Source organism: Bradyrhizobium sp., from assembly GCF_035935975.1.
Taxonomy (GTDB): domain Bacteria; phylum Pseudomonadota; class Alphaproteobacteria; order Rhizobiales; family Xanthobacteraceae; genus Bradyrhizobium.
In genome coordinates this window covers 51519-73429 of record NZ_DASYWN010000006.1, presented here as the reverse complement: position 1 = coordinate 73429, position 21911 = coordinate 51519, and the positions used below count along the sequence as shown (strand labels likewise).

Below are 21911 nucleotides of genomic sequence, written 5' to 3'. Positions count from 1 at the left end.
GTGCGCTGCACACATCAGTGAGTGCGTTGCACGCGACTAAAAAGGCGGCGGTTGCAAATCAAATATTCTTCGCAACCACACAAGCCTCGACTAAATACAAACGCCCGGCTCAACGCCGGGCGTTTTGTTCTTGATGTCCGTCAAACCAACCGCATAATCCCCCGTTAAAAAAAGATCACCGGGAACGTCCGAAGAGTCCAAGGGAAGGAAGCTTGATATGGCACGAGTTGCACTGGTCACGGGTGGCACGCGGGGCATTGGTGCTGCGATCAGCAAGGCGCTGAAGGCGGCGGGCTACAAGGTCGCGGCGAGCTATGCCGGCAACGATGCGGCGGCGGAGAAGTTCAAGGCCGAGACCGGCATCGCCGTCTACAAATGGGACGTCAGCAATTTCGACGCCTGCGCCGAAGGCGTGAAGAAGGTCGAGGCCGAGCTCGGGCCGATCGAAGTGCTGGTCAACAATGCCGGCATCACCCGCGACACCGCCTTCCACAAGATGACGCTCGAACAGTGGAACGCCGTCATCAACACCAATCTCGGCTCGCTGTTCAACATGACGCGCCCGGTGATCGAAGGCATGCGTGCGCGCAAGTTCGGCCGCATCATCTCGATCTCGTCGATCAACGGCCAGAAGGGGCAGTTCGGTCAGGTCAATTATTCTGCGGCGAAGGCCGGCGATATCGGCTTCACCAAGGCGCTCGCGCTCGAGAACGCCAAGGGCGGCATCACCGTCAACGCGATCTGTCCCGGCTACATCAACACCGAGATGGTGCAGGCGGTACCGAAGGATGTTCTGGAAAAGAACGTGATCCCGCAGATCCCGGTTAGCCGGCTCGGTGAGCCGGAAGAAATTGCGCGCGCGGTCGTGTTCCTCGCAGCCGACGAGGCCGGCTTCATCACCGGTTCGACCATGACCATCAATGGCGGCCAATATCAGGCCTGACACGGCTGCAGGCCTCTCGGCCAAAAGCCAGTAGCTTCAGGCCCGACAAGGCGATAGTGAAGACGCAAATGCCCGGCCTCGTGCCGGGCATAAACGTCCTCAGAGCCCTTGATCGATGACCCCGCGCACAGCCACCCTGATCGGATTGACCGCGATCCTGATGTGGTCGCTGCTCTCCGTGATGACGGTGGCGACCGGAAAGATTCCGGCGTTCCAGCTCGCCGCGATGACCTTCGCGATCGGCGGTGTCGTTGGACTTCTGACCTGGATCGGACGCGGTGGCGCAGCAAAAAGCCTGCGCCAGCCGCTGGTGGTGTGGATCGTCGGCGTCGGCGGCCTGTTCGGCTATCACGCGCTGTATTTTCTGGCGCTGCGCTTTGCTCCGCCGGCCGAAGCCGGGCTTCTGAATTACATGTGGCCGCTGTTGATCGTGTTGTTCTCGTCCTTCCTGCCGGGCGAGCGGCTTGCCGTACATCACATCATCGGCGCCGTGCTCGGCCTCATCGGCACCGTGCTGCTGTTTGCCGGCAGCACGTCCGGCTTCGCGCCGGGTCAGGTGCCGGGATTGATCGCGGCCTTCATCGCGGCGTTTGTCTGGGCGGCCTATTCGGTGCTGTCGCGCCGGTTGAAAGCCGTACCAACCGATGCGGTCGCGGGCTTCTGCCTTGCAACGGCAGTGCTGGCCGCGCTCATGCATGGCCTGCTTGAAACCACTGTGTGGCCGGAAACCACCCTGCAATGGCTCGCCGTGGCCGCGCTCGGCATCGGCCCCGTCGGCGCCGCCTTCTACGCCTGGGACATCGGCATGAAGCGCGGCGACATCCGCGTGCTCGGCGCGGCCTCCTACGCGACGCCGCTGCTTTCGACCGGCTTCCTCATCGCTGCCGGCTTTGCCAAAGCCAGCGCCAACATCGCCATCGCCGCGATTCTGATCGCCGGCGGCGGCCTGATCGCGGCGAAAGACATGGTGCTGCGCAAGCGCTGATCGTGTGCCTTAGGGCTCCCAGCCCTTGGGCGCGAGCTCGAACTTGGCGAATTCGAATGCGGGCGCCACCGTGCATCCGACCAGTGTCCACTCGCCGGTGGGCTCCGCCATCTGCCAGGCCTGCGCCGGCACGATCGCCTGCGGACGCTCCCCGTTCAGCAAATCGGTGCCGAGCCGCACCTCGTGCTGCGAGCAGCCGTCATGCGCGATGCGCAGTGTCAGCGGGCCACCAGCATAGTAGTGCCAGATCTCCACCGCATCGATGCGATGCCAGTGCGAGCGTTCGCCGCGCGCGAGCAGGAAATAGATCAGGGTCGAGCGCGAGCGCCCGTTGGCGTCTGTGGTCTGGTCGCGAAACGTCTCGCGGTAGTGACCGCCTTCGGGATGCGGCCTGAGCTCCAGGCGCGCGATGATCTCGGCTGCGGTCGGCATCGGTCCCCGCCAGGACTTGTTCTTCAGGACTTGTTCTTGCGCTCGCGCAGCTCGCCGAACACGGCTGCGGCATCCGCGCCCTTCATGTGTAGCCTGGCTGCGACCTCGGGCGCATCAGCCCGCAGGAACACGTTTGCTCGCTTCTCGTCACCAAGCAGTGAGGGAATCGTGGGCTTGTTCTCGGCCCGCAGCTTCGTCACCTCGGCCGCGCGCGCCTGCAGCGCCGCATTGTCCGGATCGACCGTGAGCGCGAACTTGACGTTGGAGGCGGTGTATTCGTGGCCGCAATAGAGCTTGAAGTCGTCGGGCAAGGCACGCAGCTTCAGAAGCGAATCCCACATCATTGGGTAGGTGCCCTCGAAGACACGGCCGCAGCCGATCGAGAACAGCGTGTCGGCGGCGAACACGGTCTTCTCGGTGTCGAACACGTAGGAGATGTGGTCGAGCGTGTGGCCGGGCGTCTCCACGACGCGGGCCAGCAAATTGCCGATCTTGACCACGTCGGCATTGGCGACGCGCAGGTCGACGTCGGCGATCTTCGTGGTCTTGTCATGCGGCGCGACGACGCGGCAATTGTATTTCTGCTTGAGTTCGGCGACCCCGCCGACATGATCGCCGTGATGATGGGTGATCAGGATGTCGGTGAGCTGCCAGCCCTCGCGCTCCAGCGCCTTCAGGATCGGGCCGGCTTCCGGCGCGTCGATCGACGCCGTCGCCTTGGTTTCCACATCGTGGATCAGGTAACCGAAATTGTCGTTTAAACAGCTGAAAGTACGAATTTCGGCGGCCATGACATCTCCATCGCGCTCAGCCCCGCCAGACAAATATGGCGTTAACGTTGCGCAGGCAATGCAATATTCAGCGCGCGGCCGCCGCCTTGTGCATGTTACATTGCCGTCATGAGCATCGACGTCGTCGACCTTCGCGAATTCTATTCCCGCCGCCTCGGGATTGTGGCGCGGCAGATGATCAATCGCGGCATCCGGGAGCGCTGGCCGACCGCCGAGGGCCAGCGGGTGCTCGGCATCGGCTATCCCACGCCCTATCTCGGATTGTTCCGCGAGGACGCCGAGCGCTGCATCGCCTTCATGCCGGCGGCCCAGGGCGTCCTGAAATGGCCGACGGGGAGGCCCGCGCTGGCCTCGCTGGTGGATGAATTCTCGCTGCCGCTTCCCGATGCCGCGGTCGACCGCATCCTGCTGGTCCATGCGCTGGAGATGTCGGACGATCCGGCCGCGCTGCTGCGCGAGGTGTGGCGGGTGCTGTCGCCGTCGGGCCGCGTCATGGCGGTGATCCCGAATCGCCGCGGCGTGTGGACCCGCACCGACAGCACGCCGTTCGGCCACGGCCGGCCCTATTCGCGCTCGCAGATCACCGATCTGTTGCGCCAGACCTGGTTCACGCCCACCGCCTGGGGCGAGGCGCTGTTCATGCCGCCCTATGCCGGCGGCTGGGTGCTGAAATCGGCGCAGATGTGGGAGCGTGCCGGGGCGGCGCTGTCACTGCCCTTTGCCGGCGTGCACATCGTCGAAGCCACCAAGCAGGTCTATCGCGCGATCCCGGCCAAGCGCGAACGGGCGCGGCTGATTCCCTCGCTGGCGAAGCCGGTGCTGGTGCCGTCCTCGACGACGGTGACGCGGACCTGAAAACAAATCGTCCCGGCGCAAGGCCAGGACGATTGCAGATCACGATTGCAGATCGGAAAATCAGAAGAAGCTTACTCGCCCGGTGCGACTTCGTCGCTGGAGCCGGCCGGAGCTGCCTCGCGCTCGGGGCGCGGGCCGTGCGGCCGGCGGCGCCGCCGCGGGAAGCGCTCACCGCCACCACCGGCCTCGAAGCCACCCGGGGCGCCATTCGCACCGCTATTCACCTGCGGCTGCGCGCCGGTGATGAAGGAGGGCAAGCGATCGACGCTGCCGGTATCGGCGATGACGGGCTGCGGCTGGTTCGGCGGTTGCGGCTGCGGCTGATATTGCGGCTGCGGACGATGGTCGCGTTCGCGATGCTCACGCGGCTGCTGGTTGTCGCGCTGATAGGGTTGTTGGTTGTCGCGCTGCTGATAGTCTCGTTGCTGGTGATCGCGATTGCCGTCGCGCCCAAAATTCTGCTGCTGCGGTTGCGGAACGAAGCCCGGCTCCTGGCCGAAATTCGAGAAATTCTCGCCGTCGTCCTCGCTGTCGTCGGTGCTGGTGCTGATCGGCTCGTCGCCGCGCGGCTGCTGGTTCTGGCGGAACTGTTCCTGGGCCGCTGCGATCAGGCGGAAATAATGCTCGGCGTGCTGGTAGTAGTTCTCGGCGGCGACCGGGTCGCCGGAGGAGCGCGCGTCGCGCGCCAGCTGAAGATATTTTTCGGCGATGTGCGAGGCGGTGCCACGGATCTTGATGTCGGGGCCGTTCGATTCGTAGACCCGGGTCATCGGGTTCTGGCCGCGCCGGTTATTGTTGTTGTTATTGTTGTTGTTGCGGTTGCGCATCCGCTGCTTGTTCTGACCGTTTCTCATGTCCTGCCTTTAATTCCAGCCCTAAAGGTTGCACGCATCACTGATTGCAAGAGAGTGACCTGATGACAGCGGTTCGCAGTGCTCGCACGCACCGCGCGCGAGAGCGGATTGAACCCTGCCAATGTTCGTCGACCGTCGCGTTCAACAAAGACGCGTTCCCCACGCCAGCATTCATTTGCCAGCGAACCCATTCATTTCGCTTGCCGAAACAAGCCCAGCTTTCTTGCGTAAGTGTTCAAGCGCAATATCAGGCTTTCGTTCACTTTGCGGTCGAGAGCAGCGCAGCTTCACTGGCCATCGCGCTCAACAGGACCTGCGGCTTGGAACCTTAATCAGTAAAGCTCTCGCCCGAGAGCCCGGCTTTCACCCGTAGGTCTACGGGGCCGGCACCGATGTGTTGACCGGAACGTAGTCGTTCCCAAGGGATATTCCAAGAGGTTTTTACGGGCCAATCCGGCTTTTATGGGGGCATTTTTCTGGCCGAAACCGCCCTTGGGATGCCCGCCAGATCGGCCCGGGGTGGTCTGTCCACAGTCAACGCCGCAGCCGTCATCAAGGTTTCAATATCTCTGGCCTGCCCCTGCCCGGCCTCGACGATCAGGGCCCCGCCGGGTGTCAGCCGTTCGGCCGCCTGCGGGATCAAGGCGCGGTAGGCGTCGTAGCCGTCATTGCCGCCGTCGAGCGCCAGATGCGGATCATGCTCGCGCACCTCGATGCTCAATTTCGGAATCTCCCCTGAGGGAATGTAGGGCGGATTCGAGACGATGAGGTCGAACGGGCCGCGAAGGGCCGCAGCATAAGAGCAGGCGACGAAGCCGGCGCGTTCGGCGAGGCCGAGGGCGGTTGCATTGGCCTTTGCGGTATTGAGTGCCGTGAGGCTGAGATCGGTGCCGACGCCGAATGCATCCGGAATCTCGTGTAGCAGCGCGAGCAGGATCGCGCCGGATCCGGTGCCGATGTCGGCGATGCGCGGCGGATGAGACAGCTCTCGTTCGCGCAACATTTCGAGCGCGCGTTCGACCACGGTCTCGGTGTCCGGACGCGGGACCAGCGTCGCGTCCGACAGACGGAACGGCAGGCCCCAGAATTCGCGCGTGCCGAGAATGCGCGCCACCGGTTCGCCGGCCATGCGGCGCTGGGCGTGCTGCGCCAGGCGCGACGCCTCGGCTTCGGTGAGGGGGCGGGCTGCTTGTGTGATCAGGCCGGTGAGATCGAGGCCGAGCGCTGCCCCGATCAGGATGCGGGCGTCGAGCTCGGCTTCGTCGAACTGCGCGGCCTTCAATTGCGCGACCAGTGCGCGCCGCGCGCTCTCGATCGATTGCCCGGTGAAGGAAGTCTTCACGCGCCCGTCACGCCGCAGCGCCCTGGGCCGCGAGCTGCGCGGCCTGGTGCTCGGTGGTCAATGCGTCGGTCAATTCGCCGAGCGCTTCTCCCGCGATCACCTGCGGCAGCTTGTAGAGCGTCAGGTTGATGCGGTGATCGGTGACGCGGCCTTGCGGGAAATTATAGGTGCGGATGCGCTCAGAGCGGTCGCCGGAGCCGACCTTCTCCTTGCGCTCGGCCGAGCGCGCGGCGTCGACGCGCTGCCGCTCGGCGTCGTAGATGCGCGAGCGCAGGATGTTCATGGCGGAGGCGCGGTTCTTGTGCTGGGAGCGGCTGTCCTGCATCATCACGACGATGCCGGTCGGGATGTGGGTGATGCGGATCGCCGATTCCGTCTTGTTGACGTGCTGGCCGCCGGCGCCCTGCGCGCGCATGGTCTCGATGCGCAGATCGTCATTCTTGATCTCGACGTCGACATCCTCGACCTCGGGCAGCACCGCGACCGTCGCGGCCGAGGTGTGAATGCGCCCTTGCGTCTCGGTGTCGGGCACGCGCTGCACGCGGTGCACGCCGGATTCGAATTTCAGTTTCGAGAACGCGCCGCGGCCCTGCACTTCCGCGATGATTTCCTTGTAGCCGCCGACCGTGCCTTCGCTGGCCGAGATCACCTCGACCTTCCAGCCCTGCAAGGCGGCGAAGCGCTCGTACATCCGGAACAGGTCGCCCGCGAACAGCGAAGCCTCGTCGCCGCCGGTGCCGGCGCGGATTTCCAGCACGACGTTGCGGTCGTCCATGGCGTCCTTGGGCAGCAGCGCGACGCGGATTTTCTGGACCAGCTCCTCGATCCCGGGCGTCAGCTCGTCGCGCTCGGCCTCCGCCATGCTGCGCATCTCTGCATCCGTCGCAGGATCGGCGATCAGAGCTTCGGTGTCGGCGAGCTCCTTGACGGCGGCGCGATAGGTCTTGACCGCCTCGATCAGGGGAGTGATCTCGGCGAGCTCGCGCGTGATCTGCACATAGCGCTCCGAGGCGAGCTGCCCCAGCGATTCGGCCTCGAGCGAGGCGTGATGCGCGAGCAGGACGTCCAGTTTGGCTTCGGGGAGTGACGACATCGGTTTGGTCTCAAAAGGGCGGAGGGAGGCGAGGCGGCGAAGACGGGCGGCAGGCCCGCTACAACGCCAGGCCTTCGGCCTCGGCAAATTCCGTCAGCTTCTGCCGGATCGAGACGGTGCCGGAGGGCGCGTCAAGCAGTGGGCCGAGCATCGCTTCGGCCTTCTTCGCGTCAAGGTCGATCACCATCGCCTTGACCGGGCCGAGCGCGGTCGCCGAGAGCGACAGCGAGCGATAGCCCATCGCGATCAGCGCCAGCGCGCCGATCGGCTTGGAAGCCATCTCACCGCAGAGCGACAGCGATTTCTTCGCCGCGTTCGATTTCCGCGCGATCTCGCGCAGGACGCGCAGGATCGGCGCCGACATCGTGTCGAAGCGCTCGGACACCTTGGCGTTGCCGCGGTCGACCGCGAACAGGAACTGGAACAGATCGTTGGAGCCGACCGAGATGAAGTCGACCTTCTTCAAGAGCTCGTCGAGCTGGTAGAGCAGCGCGGGCACCTCGACCATGGTGCCGATGTCGATCCGCTCCGGCAGGGTGTGGCCGTGCTGGCGCAGATAAGTCAGCTCGCGCTCGACCAGCGCCTTCGCCGAATCGAACTCGGCGACCTCCGAGATCATCGGGAACATGATGCGCAGCGCACGGCCGCCGCCGGCGCGCAGCAGCGCGCGGATCTGGCCGCGCAGCAGTCCGGGACGATCGAGCCCGAGCCGGATCGCGCGCCAGCCGAGCGCGGGGTTCTCCTCGATCACCGCTTCCATATAGGGCAGCGCCTTGTCGCCGCCGATGTCGAGCGTGCGGAAGGTGACCGGCTTGGTGCCGGCGGCATCGAGCACGGTGCGATACAGCGCGAGCTGGTCGCTGGTGCGCGGCAGGCTCTGGCCGACCATGAATTGCAGCTCGGTGCGGAACAGGCCGATGCCGGCGCTGCCGGTGTCCTCGATATGCGGCAGGTCGATCGCGAGACCCGCATTGATCATCAGCTCGACCTTCTGGCCGTCCTTGGTGACGCAGGGGCGATCGCGCAGCGCCAGATATTGCGCCTGGCGCCGGGCGCGGAAGCGCACGCGCTCGGCGAAGGCCGCCTCGATCTCCTGCGACGGGCGGACATAGATCGAGCCCGACGTGCCGTCGACGATGATGGCGTCGCCGGGATCGGCGATGCCAGGCGCATTCGGCACCTCGCCGACCGCGGGAATGCCGAGCGCCCGCGCCACGATCGAGACGTGGGAATTAGCCGTGCCTTCCTCCAGCACGATGCCGCGCAGGCGCTTGCGGTCGTAGTCGAGCAGCGCCGCGGGGCCCATCGCGCGGGCGATGACGATGGCGTTGTCAGGCAGTTGCTCGCGCGACGGTGCGTGGTCCTGGCCGACCAGCTGCCGCATCAGGCGGTAGCCGAGATCTTCGAGGTCGTGCAGCCGGTCGCGCAAATAGGGGTCGGTCGAGCGCAGCATGCGCGCGCGGGTGTCGGACTGCACGCGTTCGACGGCGGCTTCCGCGGTGAGGCCGGTGGCAACCGCCTCGTGCAGCTTGTGCGACCAGCCCTGGTCGTTGGCGAACATGCGGTAGGCTTCCAGCACCTCGCGGTGCTCGCCGCCCTCGGCGACGTCGCCGCGCTCCAGCATGCGGTCGAGATCGGCGCGCAGCTTGGCGAGCGCGGTGTCGAGCCGCTTGATTTCCTTCGGCAGGTCCTCGGCGATGTAGTCCTTGATGACGACGCGCGGCTCATGCAGCACGACATGGCCGAGCGCGATGCCTTCCGACAGGATGGCGCCCACCTTCTGCGCGGAATGGCGCGCGGCCGGCTCCAGGCCGGGCTGGGCCAGCGCGGACAGCTCGCCCGAGGCGATCAGCTCGGCCAGCACCATCGCGGTGGTCTGCAGCGCCTCGAGCTCTTCCTCGACATAGTTGCGCTTGGCGCGGTTCTGCACCACCAGCACGCCGAGCGTGTTGCCGGCGCGCAGAATCGGCACACCGAGGAAGGAGTGGTAAATTTCTTCGCCGGTCTCGGGACGGAACGAGAAGGCCGGGTGGCTCTGCGCGTCGCTCAGATTGAGCGGGGTCGCCTCGCTGGCGACGAGGCCGACCAGGCCCTCATGGGCGCTGAGCACGGTATGGTGCACTGCCTCGCGGTTCAGACCTTCGGTGGCGTAGAGCTCGAGCGTGTTGTCGATGCGCAGCACATAGACCGAGCACACCTCGGCCACCATGTTGGCGGCGATCAGCACCACGATCTTGTCCAGCCGCTCCTGGGCCGAGACCTGCTCCGCCATGGTTTCGCGGAGCCGTCTCAACAAGACGCGGGGACCTCCCGACGCGCTCCGCATGAACCGTCAATCTCCTCCGTCTGCCGGGCCCGGCGGTATCGGCCGGCGGCTGGCCTAAAATTCCAGAAAAACAACCAAATTGTTTGTCCGGCGCAGGCGCAAACCTTCGCTTGCACCGAATCAGCGGCCTGAACTGGGACACAGTCTGCGGCAGCCCACCCTGTTCGCCGTATAGCGAATTGAGGCTTGTTTTGCCAAGCAAAACGCCTGCCAAACGCGAAGGTGTGTACACCTTCGCGTTTGCTGCGACCGCTAAGAGAAAATTAGTCCAGGCTTGGTCCAGAAAAGTGCGAAGCGGTTTTCCGGAAAGACATGCTCAAACGACAATCTGAAGCGCGACGACGGGTCGTCGCGCTTCAGGCCTGATCGAGACCGTAGAGCGTGTGCAGGGTACGCACCGCAAGTTCGGTATAGGCCGTGTCGATCAAAACCGAGAACTTGATCTCGGAGGTTGTAATGGCCCGGATGTTGATATTCCGTCCGGCGAGGGCCGAGAAGGCCTGGGCGGCGACGCCGGCATGGCTGCGCATGCCGCTGCCGATCACCGAGATCTTGGCGACGTCGGTGGCTGTATCCAGCCGTGCATAACCGATCTTGGCCTTGGCGGCGGTGATCGTGTCCTTGGCGCGGGTGTAGTCGGCGGCCGGCACCGTGAAGGTGAGGTCGGTGGTCTTGCCGTCTTCAGAAACGTTCTGAACGATCATGTCGACGTTGATGTTGGCATCGGCCAGCGGGCCGAAGATCGATGCCGCAACGCCGGGCTTGTCCTCGATCTGGCGCACCGAGATCTGGGCCTCGTCCTTCGAAAAGGCGATGCCGGTGACGACGTGGTTTTCCATGATCTCCTCCTCGCCGCAGATCAGGGTGCCGGGCGGTTGGTTGGCATGCGGGTCGATATCCTCGGGCTTGTCGAAGCTCGAGCGGACGAAGATCGGCATGTTGTGGACCATGCCGAGTTCCACCGAGCGGACCTGGAGCACTTTGGCGCCCTGGGAAGCCAGTTCCAGCATGTCCTCGAACGCGATCTTGTCGAGCCTTTTGGCCTTCGGCACGATTCGCGGATCGGTGGTGTAGACGCCGTCGACGTCGGTGTAGATGTCGCAGCGGTCTGCCTTGACGGCGGCGGCGACCGCCACGGCGGAGGTGTCCGAGCCGCCGCGGCCGAGCGTGGTGATGCGATTGGTCTTGGGATCGATGCCCTGGAAGCCGGCGATGACCGCCACCTCCTTGCGATCCTTGAAACGGGCGATGATCTCGCTGCCGTCGATGTCCTCGATCCGGGCCGAGGCATGGGCGTCGCTGGTCTTGATCGGGATTTGCCAGCCCTGCCAGGAGCGGGCCTGGATACCCATGCTCTGCAGCACGATCGCCAGCAGGCCCGACGTCACCTGCTCGCCGGAGGCGACGACGGCGTCGTATTCGCGCGCGTCGTGCATCGGCGAGGCCTCGGTGCACCAGGCCACCAGCTCGTTGGTTTTACCGGACATCGCCGAGACGACCACGGCCACCTCATGGCCGGCATCGACCTCACGCTTCACATGGCGCGCGACGTTGCGGATACGTTCGATGTTGGCGACGGACGTGCCGCCGAATTTCATCACGAGGCGGCTCATGACGACGCGTGCATTCCTTCATAAGGATCAGTATGGTGACCCGCGCTGGACGGGTGCCAGGGGATACCGACCGCGCGTATACAGAGGGGCGGCGCCGGGGGCAAGCGGGTTCCTGCGGGGGCCAATCCGGGCAATGGGTTAAACGGGGTTATGGCGCGCTATATTGACGAAATCCTGCAGCCCGGCGAGCGGGTGCTGTATTCGACCAATGCGCACTGGATCTTCCATTTGCCGGCAATTCTGGCTTGGATCGTGGCCTTGGCGCTGTTCGTGGTCTCCCGCCAGAGCGATATCTACGGCGTGATGATCGTCTGCTTGTTCGGCTCCGGTCTGGTGGCCCTTGCCGCCCTGTACTGGACCGTAAAGGGCTGGTTCCACCGCTTCACCACCGAAACCGACGTCACCAACCTCAGGGTTGTGCACAAGACCGGGTTCATCAAGCGCCGCACCTTTGAAATGGCGCTCGACAAGGTCGAGAGTGTCGACGTCAACCAGACGATTCTTGGACGTATTCTCAACTACGGCGACGTGACCATCAACGGCGTCGGCGAGGGTCGCGAAACCATCAGCACCATCGCCTCGCCGCTGGCCTTCCGTAGTTCGATCACCACGCGGTAGGACCGCGCGTAACCATGAGCATGCAGCAAAATACTTCCGCAACCGCCACCGTCCAGCCGGGCTCGACCGTCGACGCCGCCGAGATCGCGAAATTCTCGAAGCTTTCGGCCGAGTGGTGGGACCCCAAGGGCAAGATGGCACCGCTGCACCGGATCAACCCGCTGCGGCTCGGCTATATCCGCGACGCCGCCTGCCGCAAGTTCGAGCGCAACGTGCGCAGCCTCAACTGCCTCGGCGGCCTGCGCGTGCTCGACATCGGCTGCGGCGCCGGCCTGCTGTGCGAGCCGCTGTCGCGGCTGGGTGCACAGGTCATCGGCGTGGATCCGTCCGTCAGCAACATCGCCGCGGCGAAGCTGCATGCCGACAAGAGCCACCTCGCGATCGACTATCGCTGCACCACGGTGGAAGAGATCGACCCGCGCGAACGCTTCGACATCGTGCTGGCGATGGAGGTGGTCGAACACGTCGTCGATGTCGGCGTCTTCCTGAAACGCTGCGCCTCGATGCTGAAGCCGAACGGGCTGATGGTAGTCTCCACGCTGAACCGCAATTGGAAGAGCTTTGCGCTCGCCATCGTCGGCGCCGAATATGTTCTGCGCTGGCTGCCGCGCGGCACCCACGAATGGAACAAGTTCGTTACCCCCGACGAACTGACCAAGTATCTCCTCGACAACCGCCTCGTCATCACCGAGCAGACCGGCGTCGTCTATAGCCCCTTCGCGGACAAATGGACGCTCTCGTCCGACATGGACGTGAACTACATGGTCGTGGCGGAAGGCATGGTGTGAGGGGATGTGAGCGAGGCGAGAGCATCGCTCCTATGACGTGGGCGTGATTGACCTGCTCCGCAGCTAGCGGCAGGTTGGCCGAAGTCTTAAGCCCTCCCGCCCATTTCACCCCATGTTCACCGTCACCAGCCTCTGGATTCCCTTCACTGTCATTGCTGCGCTCGGCCAGGTCGCGCGCAATGCGATGCAGCGGTCGTTGACGAAGCCGCTGGGGACCTGGGGCGCGACCAACATCCGCTTCCTGTTCGGCTTCCCATTCTCGCTGCTGTTTCTGGGCGTCGTGCTGGTCGCGACTGGCGATCATATCGGCATGCCGCCGACCGTGTTCTGGCCGTGGCTGCTGCTCGGGGCACTCAGCCAGATCGTCGCGACCGGCTTGATGCTGCTTGCGATGAACGACCGCTCCTTCGTGGTGACGACGGCGTATCTCAAGACCGAGGCGATCCAGACCGCGATCTTCGGCTTCGTCTTTCTCGGCGATCACCTGACCTGGCTGAAGGTTCTCGCGATCCTGATCGCGACCGTCGGCGTCGTCATCACCGCGCTCCGGCCCGGCGGCGAGAAGAGTTTTGCCGAGCTGAAGCCGACCATCACCGGTCTCGTCGCCGCCGCAGCGTTCGCGCTCTCTGCGGTCGGCTTCCGCGGCGCCATCATCACCGTGCCGAACGTATCGTTCGTGACGGCGTCATCGTTCACGCTGGTGCTCGGCCTGTTCGTGCAGACGCTGATCCTGACGATCTATCTGCTCTGGCGCGCGCCGAAGGTGCTGCAGTCGATCCTGGGATTATGGAGGCCGTCGCTGCTCGCCGGCTTCATGGGAGCCTTCGCCTCGCAGTTCTGGTTCCTGGCCTTCGCGCTGACGGCCGCCGCGAATGTCCGCACCCTCGCGCTGATCGAGGTGCTGTTCGCACAGGCCGTCGCCTACTACTCGTTCAAGCAGCCGATCGCGCCGCGCGAGATTCTTGGCATCGCGCTGATCGTGATCGGCGTAGCGGTGCTGGTGGGCGTGTAGTTTACTGTCATTCCGGGGCGCCCGAAGGGCGACCCCGGAATCTCGAGGTTCCGGGTTCGCGCCTTGCGCGCCCCGGAACGACGGGAAAGCCTCAATTCCGGTCTTCCGGCAGCGTCGGCAGCGGCGACACCTCGATGCCTTCGTCGATCAGCGACTTGGCCTCTTCAGGCGAGGCCTCGCCATAGATCGGCCGATGCTCCTTGTCGCCGTAATGCATCGCGCGGGCTTCGTTGGCGAAGCGCTCGCCAACATTGTCGGCGTTCTTGACGATGTGGTCGCGCAGCTCTTTGAGCTTGGCGCGCAGTTCACGCTCCTGCGCCATCATCAGCGAGGTCGATCCGGAGGCAGCAGCTTCGGCTGCGGCAGTCGTGGTTGTCGCCGGCTCAGGCGGCGGCGTCGCGCGGCCGCGGCCCTTCTTGCCGATGACGCGCGGCGCCATGATCGCCTTGTCGACCTTGGCGGAGCCGCAGACCGGGCAGGTCACCAGCTTGCGCTTCACCTGCGAATCGTAGGCCGAAGAGCTCTGGAACCAGCTTTCGAACTCGTGGTTCTGGTCGCAGTGGAGCGCGTAGCGGATCATGCCGATCCTCGCACGAGGTGCAGATGGTCCGGCCCGGCCTTGGGATCGGCGACGCCGAAGCGGCGGCCGTGCTGGAGCGAGGGGATCGCGCGGCGGGCGGTCTCGACCTTGGCCGGGTCGATCTCGGCCATGATGATGCCGGGCTCGACATCGCCCTCGGCGAGGATCTCGCCCCAGGGATCGATGATCAGCGAGTGGCCATAGGTCTCGCGCTTGTTTTCATGCAGGCCGGCCTGCGCCGCCGCGAACACGAAACAGCCGGTCTCGATCGCGCGCGCCCGGAGCAGGATATGCCAGTGGGCCTCACCGGTCTTGCGGGTGAAGGCCGAGGGCACCGTGAGGAAGGACGCGCCGCTCTCGGCCAGCGCGCGGTACAGCGCCGGGAAGCGAACGTCGTAGCAGATGGTCAGCCCGACGCGGCCCCAGGGCAGGTCGGAGATCACGGCGGTCTCGCCCGGCTGGTAATTGGCGGATTCGCGATAGCTCTCGCCGTCCGGCAGCTCGATGTCGAACATGTGGATCTTGTCGTAGCTCGCGAGCACATTGCCCTCGGGCCCGATCAGGAAAGAGCGGTTGACCGCCTTCTCCGGCGAAAAACGCAGCGCCAGCGAGCCGACATGGATGTGGATCCCAAGCTCGGCGGCCAGCGCCCGGTAGGCCTTCAGCGACTTGTCGTCCTCTTCGCTCTGCAGATGCTCGAACAGCGCCTTGCGGTTCAGCTGCATCATGTTGCTGACTTCGGGCGTCTGCACGTAATTGGCGCCGTTGGCTGCCGCCTGGCGGATCAGCCTGGTGGCCTGCTCGAGGCTCGGCTCGGGCATCAGGCCGGTGCGCATCTGCACCATGGCGGCGGTGAAGGTCCTGTTGTCGCTCATGATACCGCCTTCACGCTGTCCAGCATGCCGTCGAGCCTGCCTTCGCGGTCGAGCGCGTAGAGGTCGTCGCAGCCGCCGATATGGGTTCCGCCGATCCAGATCTGCGGGAAGGTCGAGCCCTCTCCGGCGCGGTCGTACATCTCCTGGCGCCAGGACGAGTCCTTGGCGACGTCGAACTCCGTGAAGGTTGCCTTCTTGCGGGTCAGCAGCGATTTGGCCGCGGAACAACAGCCGCAGCCCGGCCTCGTGTAGATCTCGACAGCAGAAGTCATGTCGTCCAGCGCTCTCATGTCATGAATTCATTGAATTATATGGGAGATCACCGGCTTTCGACAACCCGGGCGAAGACCAGCACGTCCACTTGGGCCGCCTTGGCGCGTAGCAGGGCTCGCGCACAGGCATCCAGCGTCGCACCCGAGGTCAGGACGTCGTCGATCAGAACGATATGTCGGCCCTGGACCTCCGGCTCACGGTCGGGGGATACCTGGAATGCGCCCTGCACATTGGTGGCGCGCTGCGCCCGCGACAGGCCGATCTGCTGCTCGGTGGCGCGGACCCGGCGCAGCACCTCGCCGCGGACCTTCACCCCGCTGTGCCGTTCGATGATGCGCGCCAGCGCCCCTGATTGGTTGTAGCGGCGGCGCCAGGCCCGCCGCCAATGCAGGGGAACGGGAATCAGCATGTCGGCGCCCGCCAGCAGCTCGCCGCCGGCGCGGGCCATCCAGCGGCCCATGGTGGGCGCCAGATCAGTGCGGTCCTGGTACTTCAGCGCATGCACCAGGCTGCGGGCGACGTCGTCATAGCGCACCGCTGCGCGCGCCCGCTGGTAAGCCGGCGGGCTCGCGATCGCCTCCATCGACAGCATGTCGGGGCCGGGGTCATAAACGAAGGGGATGCCGAGCCGCGGGCAATAGGGCCGTTCGATGAACGACAGCCGCGCCCAGCAGGACGCGCAAACGCCCTCACCATCGACCGGCTCGCGGCAGGACACGCACAGCGTCGGCAGTGCAATGTCGAGCGCAAGCCGCGCCGCCCGCGTCAGGACATGTCGGCCGGCCGCCCATGCGGCACGAAAGGGTGCAGCGATGGAGCGGGAGGGGGCGGTGTCGGCGTCCATGCGGGGAGGGTAGCGTTCCGCTCGCGAGGTCTCAAGCGGCTCTACCGGTCTCGTGCCCCGGACGCGGCGCAGCGCGAAGCGGTGCGACGCAGAGCCGGGGTCCAGGAGCCGTGCCCGCAGTTGCTTGGGTCCCGGCTCTGCGGAGCGTCACTGCGTGCCGCACCGCGTCCGGGACACGCGAGGAGACATTGCCAGAGCCATCGCGTTCGGCTTAACCAGCCGCCATGGCCCAGCCCCCGCAAACCCCGCCCGCTCTGTTCGACCGCGCCTTGCTGCATGCGCGGCAACGGCGTGCTCGGGCGCAGGGCGAGGTGACCTTTCTGCTCGACCGGGTCGCCGAGGATATGTCCGACCGGCTGGCGGCGGTGATGCGCGAATTTCACGCGCCGGCCGATCTCTGGACGCCCGGTGAGGGGCTAGCGGCGCTGCGCGCGCGGTTGCCCTCGATCGAACGGGTTGCGCTCGACGCGGCGGGCGCGGAAAAATTGCCGTTCGCGCCGGAGAGCCTCGATCTCGTCGTCTCGGCTCTGGCACTGCAGTTCGTGAACGATCTGCCGGGTGTTTTCGCGCAAATTCGCCGGGCGCTGAAGCCGGACGGCCTGCTGCTTGCCGCGATGATCGGCGGCGACAGCCTGACCGAGCTGCGCCAGGCCTTTGCCGCGGCGGAGGCCGAATGCGAGGGCGGCGTGTCGCCGCGGGTGGCGCCGTTCGCCGATCTGCGCGACATCGGCGCACTGTTGCAGCGCGCGGGCTTCGCGCTTCCGGTCACCGATGTTGACCGGGTCGTGGTGCGCTACGCCAATGCGTTTGCCCTGATGCAGGACCTGCGATGTATGGGCGGGGCCAATGTGCTGATCGAGCGGCGCCGCACACCGAGCCGGCGCGCGACGCTGCTGCGCATGGCCGAGATCTATGCCGAGCGCTTTGCCGATGCCGACGGCCGCATCCGCGCGACCTTCGACATCATCTGGCTGTCCGGCTGGGCCCCGCATGCAAGCCAGCAGCAGCCGCTGAAACCGGGCTCGGCGAAAGCGAGCCTTGCGGAGGCGGTGAAGAAGGCGGGAAAGGAGTGATCCTCATGGTGAGGAGGCGCTTTAGCGCCGTCTCGAACCATGCAGGCCCCCGCTCTCACCCTGTGGCCATCCTTCGAGACGACCGCTTCGCGGTCTCCTCAGGATGAGGTCCGGCCTCACATCAGCAAGTCGATCAAATGCGGGATCAGCGGGATGTCCGCGGGCGGCATCGGATAGTCGCGCAGCTTGTTGGCGCGGACCCAGGCCAGGGTCTGGCCTTCGCGTGGCGCGACCTGTCCTTCCCAGCGCCGGCAGATGTAAAGCGGCATCAGGAGGTGAAACGTCTCGTAGCCGTAGCTCGCAAACGTCAGCGGCGCCAGGCACGGTTCGGCGACGGTGATGCCGAGCTCCTCGTGGAGTTCGCGGATCAGGCTTTGCTCCGGCCGTTCGCCGGGCTCGAGCTTGCCTCCCGGAAATTCCCAGAGGCCGGCGAGCGTCTTGCCTGCCGGGCGCTGCGCGATCAGGACGCGTTTGTCGGCGTCGACCAGCGCGCAGGCCACCACCAGTGTCAGTTTGAGATCGGCCATAAGTGATGTCGCTCGCTGAAGTTGAACCGCAACGGTTCGTTAACCCTGTTGCGGCCCGCGTTTCTACGGTCTCCATAAGTCATATTTAATCGACGGTTCCTAGAGTGGAACCGCATCACCACCCCAGGTTCCAATCCCAATGCGTGCCGCGCTTAGCATCTTCTCGCGCCGATTTGCCTGCGACCAGCGCGGCAATATTGCAGTGATCTTCGCGCTCTGCTGCGTCCCCCTGATCACGATGGTGGGCTGCGCGGTCGATTACGCCCGCGCGACCCAGCTCCGGTCCAAGCTCCAGGCTGCGGCCGATGCGGCGAGCGTCGGCTCGGTCGCCAAGGCGTCGCCGGCCTTTGCTGCCGCCGGCTCGATGACCTCGGACGGTGCGATCCCTGCCGGCGTCACTGACGCCACCAACATCTTCAATGCCAACGTCTCCAATCTGACCGGCTACACGCTGAGCAGCATCACGCCGACCGTGGTCAAGAGCGGGTCGACCGTCACTTCGACCGTGACGTTCAGCGCCACCATCAACACCATGTTCCTTAGCGTGATCGGCAAGACCGCGCTGGGCATGAGCGGGACGTCGACGGCGACGGCCACCATGCCGCTCTATGTCGACTTCTACCTGCTGCTGGACAATTCGCCGTCGATGGGCGTTGCCGCAACGCCGGCGGACGTCACCAAGATGGTCAACAATACGCCCGACAAATGCGCCTTCGCCTGCCACGACTACAATGACGCCAACAACTATTACAACCTCGCCAAGACGCTCGGCGTGACGACGCGGATCGACGTGCTGCGCAGCGCGACCCAGTCGCTGATGGACACGGCCGGCACCACCGAAACCTATTCGAACCAGTTCCGCATGGCGATCTACGATTTCGGAGCGTCGTCGAAGACGATCGGCCTGCGCGCGCTGTATTCGCTGTCGGCCAGCCTGTCGAGCGCCAAGACCGCCGCCGGCGGCATCGACCTGATGGGTGTCTACGGCAACAACGATTCCTACACCGCCGACAAGGATACGCAGTTCAGCACGGTCCTTCCCGCGATCAACAACGTGATCACAGCGCCAGGCACCGGTACGTCGGCGTCGCCGATGAAATATCTGTTCTTCGTCTCGGACGGCGTCGCCGATGAATACAATACAGGCTGCTCCAAGCCGACCGTGAGTGGCGGACGCTGCCAGTCGCCGATCGACGTCTCACTCTGCACCACCATCAAGAACCGGGGCATCAAGATCGCGGTTCTCTACACCACCTATCTGCAGTTGCCGACCAACACCTGGTACATGACGTACATCGATCCCTTCAACAAGGGACCGTTCGGCCCGTCGCCCAACAGCGAGATCGCCAAGAACATGCAGAGCTGCGCTTCGCCGGGCCTCTATTTCGAGGTGAGCCCGACGCAAGGCATTTCGGATGCGATGGCCGCGCTGTTCAGGAAGGCAGTCGCGGACGCGCGGATCTCGGGGTGAGGCTTGAGGCCTTACGACCTGTAATCCCCGTTGATCGCCACATATTCCTTCGTGAGGTCGCAGGTCAGGACACGGTCGCGGCCCTTGCCGAGACCGAGCGAGACCTTGATCGCGATCTCCGGTGCCTTCATCGCTTCCGACACCTGGGCCTCGTCATAGGACGGATCGCGCGCGCCGCTCTTGGCGACGCGGATGCCGTTGAAGGAAATCGACAGCTTGTCGCGATCGGCCGGCTCGCCGGCCTTGCCGACGGCCATCACCACGCGGCCCCAATTGGCGTCCTCGCCGGCGATCGCAGTCTTGACCAGCGGCGAGTTGGCAATCGACATCGCGATCTTGCGTGCGGAGGTTTTGGTCTTGGCGCCCTCGACGGTGATCTCGACCAGCTTGCGCGCACCTTCGCCGTCGCGGGCAACCTGTTCGGAGAGGTTGGCGAGGATCTGATTGAAAGCCTTGACGAAGGCCTTCAGGCGCGGATCGCTGGCGCGGCTGATCTTCGGTGCGCCGTGCTCGGCGGCAGCGCCGGTCGCGAACGCGAGCAGCGTGTCCGAGGTCGAGGTGTCGCCGTCGATCGTCACCGCGTTGAAGGTATCCTCGACGCCAGCCTTGAGCAGGGCCTGCAGCGCGGCAGGCGCGATCGGGGCGTCGGTGAAGATGAAGGACAGCATCGTCGCCATGTCGGGCGCGATCATGCCGGCGCCCTTGGCCATACCATTGATGGTGACCTTGGCCTTGCCGAGCTTGACGGTTGCGGTCGCGACCTTCGGGAAGGTGTCGGTGGTCATGATTGCCTTGGCCGCGGCGAGATAGTCGCCTGGCTCGGCGGTCTCGGCGAGACGGCCGAGCACGCCGTCGAACTTGGTGGCGTCCAGCGGCTCGCCGATCACGCCGGTCGAGGCCAGGAAGATTTCACCTTCGCTGCACCCGACGGCCTTGGCCGCGATCTTCGCGGTCAGCGCCGTGGAGCCACGGCCGGTCTTGCCGGTGAAGGCATTGGCGTTGCCGGAATTGACGACCAGCGCGCGGGCTTTGCCACCCTTCAGCTTTGCGCGGCACCATTCGACCGGTGCCGACGGGCATTTCGACTTGGTGAACACGCCGGCCACCGCAGTGCCCTTGTCCATGATCGCCAGCAGCACGTCGGTGCGGTTCTTGTAGCGGATGCCGGCCTCGGCCGTCGCGAGACGGACGCCCGCGATGGTGGGCATGTCAGGAACGTTCTTCGGGGCGAGGGGAGAGACGGCTGAGGACATCGTTGGGCGCGCCTTGATGAGGTCTGGATATGCAGATGGCCGGGACATCCAGCGCGAAGACGTACTTCGCACTTTCTGCCCGGCCATTGCGACGTTAGATACTATTGGCGTCCGTGAAGTGACAGCGAATTCTTACGTCTTCGCGGTCTTACTTCTTTGCGGGCGGAGCCATCTTGCTGTCGGAGGGCTTCGCCGCATCGGCCGGCTTGGCGTCCGCCGCCGGCTGGTCCAGCCGCTCGACCTTGGCTTCCGTGCGCAGCTTGGCGACGTAGTCGGCCTGGGCCTTGCGAGTGACGTAGTTCTCGATCTGCGCCTTGACCTGCTCGAAGTCCGGCGCCTTGCGGTTGCGCTTTTCCTCGACCTTGATGATGTGCCAGCCGAACTGAGACTTCACGGGGTCGGAGATCTTGCCGGGCTCCATCGCGAATGCCACGGCCGAGAATTCCGGAACCATCTGCTCCTTGGTGAAGAAGCCGAGATCGCCGCCATCGGCCGAGCCGGGGTCCTTGGACTTCTTCTTGGCCAGCTCGGCGAAATCGGCGCCCTTGTCGAGCTCGGCCTTCACCGCCTTGGCCTCGTCCTCGGTCTCGACCAGGATGTGGCGGGCGCGCACTTCCTGCTCGCCGGTGATCTGCTTGGAGGCTTCCTCGTAGACCTTCTTCATGGAGTCGGGGGTGGTGGCGGCCTTCCCCTCCTGGGCGAGCAGGCTGTCCATCAGAAGGCGGTTGCGGGCGAAAGCCAGGCGCTTCTTGAACTCCTCGCTGTCGGCGACCTTCTTGTCTTCGGCAGCCTTGCTGACGATCTTCATGTCGATCAGGAAGGACAGGACGTTCTCGTCCTTGGTCGCCGGGTCCATCTGGGCGAGGCTCGGTCCGAGTTCCTCCTCGGCCATGGCGACGTCGCTCTTCTTGATTTCCGCGCCATTGACCTTCGCCAGCACCGGATCGTCGGCGGCCCGGAGCGGGCCCGCGAACGCCAGGGTCAGCGCCAGGGCGAGGCTGCCAGCCAGGGCCGACGCGTGGCGGAAACGCTGGCCGGTGGTTACCGGGAACGAGGTGGTCATGGAAAATCCTTTTGTTGAAGCAGGGGGCTGCTCGAGCGGGGCGGACACTCGCCCAATTCAGGGGGGCTTGGCAACGCGAAAAGCTTGTCAATTTGATGAATTAGCCGCAATGCGGGCGCCGTTGACAAGGCCCTGACCGGGCCATATCTCTGCCCGGTCGCGTCCATGGCGATGGCGTTTATTTTGCTGCGTTTTTGGCCGTTGAACCCAGGCTTGCCCAATTCCCACCCATATGGCGGAAGACCCCCGCAGTCCGGGCTCTGGCGCCATCAGGCGTCACGGTGAGTTGATAGGCAGGCG

The 21911-nt window shown here is 65.1% G+C and carries 22 protein-coding genes; 8 read left to right on the top strand and 14 right to left on the bottom strand.

Annotated features, from left to right (window positions below; all coding sequences use genetic code 11):
- Positions 1-217: 217 nt before the first annotated feature.
- Together phbB and VGR99_RS01250 are read left to right on the top strand one after the other, a co-directional pair.
- Positions 218-943, top strand: coding sequence for an acetoacetyl-CoA reductase (phbB, locus tag VGR99_RS01255; protein WP_326896479.1), 726 nt, complete (start codon positions 218-220; stop codon positions 941-943).
- Between the two features lie 115 nt (positions 944-1058).
- Positions 1059-1928 carry a DMT family transporter gene (locus VGR99_RS01250; RefSeq protein WP_326896478.1) on the top strand — a complete coding sequence of 290 codons (870 nt, stop codon included), beginning with the start codon at positions 1059-1061 and terminating at the stop codon, positions 1926-1928.
- 9 nt (positions 1929-1937) lie between these two features.
- Here VGR99_RS01250 and VGR99_RS01245 read toward each other — a convergent pair whose 3' ends face one another.
- Complete coding sequence (locus VGR99_RS01245; protein WP_326896477.1) at positions 1938-2360, bottom strand: cupin domain-containing protein; 423 nt, start codon at positions 2358-2360, stop codon at positions 1938-1940.
- Between the two features lie 23 nt (positions 2361-2383).
- Complete coding sequence (gene gloB / locus VGR99_RS01240; protein ID WP_326896476.1) at positions 2384-3151, bottom strand: hydroxyacylglutathione hydrolase; 768 nt, start codon at positions 3149-3151, stop codon at positions 2384-2386.
- 108 nt (positions 3152-3259) lie between these two features.
- Here gloB and VGR99_RS01235 point away from each other — a divergent pair, with 108 nt between their 5' ends.
- Complete coding sequence (locus VGR99_RS01235; RefSeq protein ID WP_326896475.1) at positions 3260-4006, top strand: methyltransferase domain-containing protein; 747 nt, start codon at positions 3260-3262, stop codon at positions 4004-4006.
- Positions 4007-4077: 71 nt separating this feature from the next.
- Here VGR99_RS01235 and VGR99_RS01230 read toward each other — a convergent pair whose 3' ends face one another.
- From VGR99_RS01230 to VGR99_RS01210, 5 genes are all read right to left on the bottom strand, one after another.
- Entirely contained in the window at positions 4078-4860 is a 783-nt protein-coding gene (locus tag VGR99_RS01230; protein WP_326896474.1) for a DUF4167 domain-containing protein, read from the bottom strand.
- 460 nt (positions 4861-5320) lie between these two features.
- Complete coding sequence (prmC, locus tag VGR99_RS01225) at positions 5321-6220, bottom strand: peptide chain release factor N(5)-glutamine methyltransferase (RefSeq protein WP_414645081.1); 900 nt, start codon at positions 6218-6220, stop codon at positions 5321-5323.
- Positions 6210-7295: a peptide chain release factor 1 gene (gene prfA / locus VGR99_RS01220; protein ID WP_326896472.1), complete on the bottom strand. Its 1086-nt coding sequence runs from the start codon at positions 7293-7295 to the stop codon at positions 6210-6212. The genes prmC and prfA overlap by 11 nt, the downstream gene beginning before the upstream one ends.
- Before the next feature lie 58 nt (positions 7296-7353).
- A complete protein-coding gene (ptsP, locus tag VGR99_RS01215; RefSeq protein ID WP_326896471.1) occupies positions 7354-9621 on the bottom strand; it encodes a phosphoenolpyruvate--protein phosphotransferase in 2268 nt (755 codons plus the stop codon).
- A 356-nt stretch (positions 9622-9977) separates the two neighbouring features.
- Entirely contained in the window at positions 9978-11234 is a 1257-nt protein-coding gene (locus tag VGR99_RS01210) for an aspartate kinase (protein ID WP_326896470.1), read from the bottom strand.
- A 150-nt stretch (positions 11235-11384) separates the two neighbouring features.
- Here VGR99_RS01210 and VGR99_RS01205 point away from each other — a divergent pair, with 150 nt between their 5' ends.
- The 3 genes from VGR99_RS01205 (at position 11385) to VGR99_RS01195 (ending at position 13652) form a co-directional block, all read left to right on the top strand.
- Complete coding sequence (locus VGR99_RS01205) at positions 11385-11852, top strand: PH domain-containing protein (RefSeq protein ID WP_326896469.1); 468 nt, start codon at positions 11385-11387, stop codon at positions 11850-11852.
- Positions 11853-11866: 14 nt separating this feature from the next.
- Positions 11867-12640, top strand: a complete 774-nt coding sequence (gene ubiG, locus VGR99_RS01200; RefSeq protein WP_326896468.1) for a bifunctional 2-polyprenyl-6-hydroxyphenol methylase/3-demethylubiquinol 3-O-methyltransferase UbiG — start codon at positions 11867-11869, stop codon at positions 12638-12640.
- Positions 12641-12752: 112 nt separating this feature from the next.
- A complete protein-coding gene (locus VGR99_RS01195) occupies positions 12753-13652 on the top strand; it encodes an EamA family transporter (protein ID WP_326896467.1) in 900 nt (299 codons plus the stop codon).
- 91 nt (positions 13653-13743) lie between these two features.
- Here VGR99_RS01195 and VGR99_RS01190 read toward each other — a convergent pair whose 3' ends face one another.
- From VGR99_RS01190 to VGR99_RS01175, 4 genes are read right to left on the bottom strand one after another with little or no spacing between them, the layout of a single operon-like run.
- Entirely contained in the window at positions 13744-14232 is a 489-nt protein-coding gene (locus VGR99_RS01190; protein WP_326896466.1) for a DUF1178 family protein, read from the bottom strand.
- A complete protein-coding gene (locus VGR99_RS01185) occupies positions 14229-15107 on the bottom strand; it encodes a carbon-nitrogen hydrolase family protein (RefSeq protein ID WP_326896465.1) in 879 nt (292 codons plus the stop codon). The genes VGR99_RS01190 and VGR99_RS01185 overlap by 4 nt, the downstream gene beginning before the upstream one ends.
- Positions 15104-15379 (bottom strand): glutaredoxin 3, encoded by a 276-nt coding sequence (grxC, locus tag VGR99_RS01180; protein ID WP_326896597.1) that lies wholly within the window; start codon positions 15377-15379, stop codon positions 15104-15106. Before grxC ends, VGR99_RS01185 begins: the two co-directional genes overlap by 4 nt.
- A gap of 47 nt (positions 15380-15426) precedes the next feature.
- On the bottom strand, positions 15427-16224 hold the full coding sequence (locus VGR99_RS01175; protein ID WP_326896464.1) for a ComF family protein: 798 nt from the start codon (positions 16222-16224) through the stop codon (positions 15427-15429).
- Positions 16225-16448: 224 nt separating this feature from the next.
- Between VGR99_RS01175 and VGR99_RS01170 the strand changes: the two genes are divergently transcribed.
- Positions 16449-17297 carry a methyltransferase domain-containing protein gene (locus tag VGR99_RS01170; RefSeq protein ID WP_326896463.1) on the top strand — a complete coding sequence of 283 codons (849 nt, stop codon included), beginning with the start codon at positions 16449-16451 and terminating at the stop codon, positions 17295-17297.
- Between the two features lie 116 nt (positions 17298-17413).
- Here VGR99_RS01170 and mutT read toward each other — a convergent pair whose 3' ends face one another.
- Positions 17414-17824 (bottom strand): 8-oxo-dGTP diphosphatase MutT, encoded by a 411-nt coding sequence (gene mutT / locus VGR99_RS01165; protein ID WP_326896462.1) that lies wholly within the window; start codon positions 17822-17824, stop codon positions 17414-17416.
- A gap of 139 nt (positions 17825-17963) precedes the next feature.
- Between mutT and VGR99_RS01160 the strand changes: the two genes are divergently transcribed.
- A complete protein-coding gene (locus tag VGR99_RS01160; RefSeq protein WP_326896461.1) occupies positions 17964-19295 on the top strand; it encodes a TadE/TadG family type IV pilus assembly protein in 1332 nt (443 codons plus the stop codon).
- Positions 19296-19306: 11 nt separating this feature from the next.
- Here VGR99_RS01160 and argJ read toward each other — a convergent pair whose 3' ends face one another.
- Complete coding sequence (gene argJ, locus VGR99_RS01155; RefSeq protein WP_326896460.1) at positions 19307-20548, bottom strand: bifunctional glutamate N-acetyltransferase/amino-acid acetyltransferase ArgJ; 1242 nt, start codon at positions 20546-20548, stop codon at positions 19307-19309.
- 148 nt (positions 20549-20696) lie between these two features.
- The gene (locus VGR99_RS01150; RefSeq protein ID WP_326896459.1) at positions 20697-21611 is read right to left on the bottom strand and encodes a peptidylprolyl isomerase; all 915 of its coding nucleotides are present in this window, start codon (positions 21609-21611) and stop codon (positions 20697-20699) included.
- Positions 21612-21911: the final 300 nt, after the last annotated feature.

Bases quoted from the DNA above. Each gene is read 5' to 3' on its own strand.
- phbB (WP_326896479.1), top strand. From the start codon at position 218: ATGGCACGAGTTGCACTGGTCACGGGTGGCACGCGGGGCATTGGTGCT.
- VGR99_RS01250 (WP_326896478.1), top strand. From the start codon at position 1,059: ATGACCCCGCGCACAGCCACCCTGATCGGATTGACCGCGATCCTGATG.
- VGR99_RS01245 (WP_326896477.1), bottom strand. From the start codon at position 2,360: ATGCCGACCGCAGCCGAGATCATCGCGCGCCTGGAGCTCAGGCCGCAT.
- gloB (WP_326896476.1), bottom strand. From the start codon at position 3,151: ATGGCCGCCGAAATTCGTACTTTCAGCTGTTTAAACGACAATTTCGGT.
- VGR99_RS01235 (WP_326896475.1), top strand. From the start codon at position 3,260: ATGAGCATCGACGTCGTCGACCTTCGCGAATTCTATTCCCGCCGCCTC.
- VGR99_RS01230 (WP_326896474.1), bottom strand. From the start codon at position 4,860: ATGAGAAACGGTCAGAACAAGCAGCGGATGCGCAACCGCAACAACAAC.
- prfA (WP_326896472.1), bottom strand. From the start codon at position 7,295: ATGTCGTCACTCCCCGAAGCCAAACTGGACGTCCTGCTCGCGCATCAC.
- ptsP (WP_326896471.1), bottom strand. From the start codon at position 9,621: ATGCGGAGCGCGTCGGGAGGTCCCCGCGTCTTGTTGAGACGGCTCCGC.
- VGR99_RS01210 (WP_326896470.1), bottom strand. From the start codon at position 11,234: ATGAGCCGCCTCGTGATGAAATTCGGCGGCACGTCCGTCGCCAACATC.
- VGR99_RS01205 (WP_326896469.1), top strand. From the start codon at position 11,385: ATGGCGCGCTATATTGACGAAATCCTGCAGCCCGGCGAGCGGGTGCTG.
- ubiG (WP_326896468.1), top strand. From the start codon at position 11,867: ATGAGCATGCAGCAAAATACTTCCGCAACCGCCACCGTCCAGCCGGGC.
- VGR99_RS01195 (WP_326896467.1), top strand. From the start codon at position 12,753: ATGTTCACCGTCACCAGCCTCTGGATTCCCTTCACTGTCATTGCTGCG.
- VGR99_RS01190 (WP_326896466.1), bottom strand. From the start codon at position 14,232: ATGATCCGCTACGCGCTCCACTGCGACCAGAACCACGAGTTCGAAAGC.
- VGR99_RS01185 (WP_326896465.1), bottom strand. From the start codon at position 15,107: ATGAGCGACAACAGGACCTTCACCGCCGCCATGGTGCAGATGCGCACC.
- grxC (WP_326896597.1), bottom strand. From the start codon at position 15,379: ATGACTTCTGCTGTCGAGATCTACACGAGGCCGGGCTGCGGCTGTTGT.
- VGR99_RS01175 (WP_326896464.1), bottom strand. From the start codon at position 16,224: ATGGACGCCGACACCGCCCCCTCCCGCTCCATCGCTGCACCCTTTCGT.
- VGR99_RS01170 (WP_326896463.1), top strand. From the start codon at position 16,449: ATGGCCCAGCCCCCGCAAACCCCGCCCGCTCTGTTCGACCGCGCCTTG.
- mutT (WP_326896462.1), bottom strand. From the start codon at position 17,824: ATGGCCGATCTCAAACTGACACTGGTGGTGGCCTGCGCGCTGGTCGAC.
- VGR99_RS01160 (WP_326896461.1), top strand. From the start codon at position 17,964: ATGCGTGCCGCGCTTAGCATCTTCTCGCGCCGATTTGCCTGCGACCAG.
- argJ (WP_326896460.1), bottom strand. From the start codon at position 20,548: ATGTCCTCAGCCGTCTCTCCCCTCGCCCCGAAGAACGTTCCTGACATG.
- VGR99_RS01150 (WP_326896459.1), bottom strand. From the start codon at position 21,611: ATGACCACCTCGTTCCCGGTAACCACCGGCCAGCGTTTCCGCCACGCG.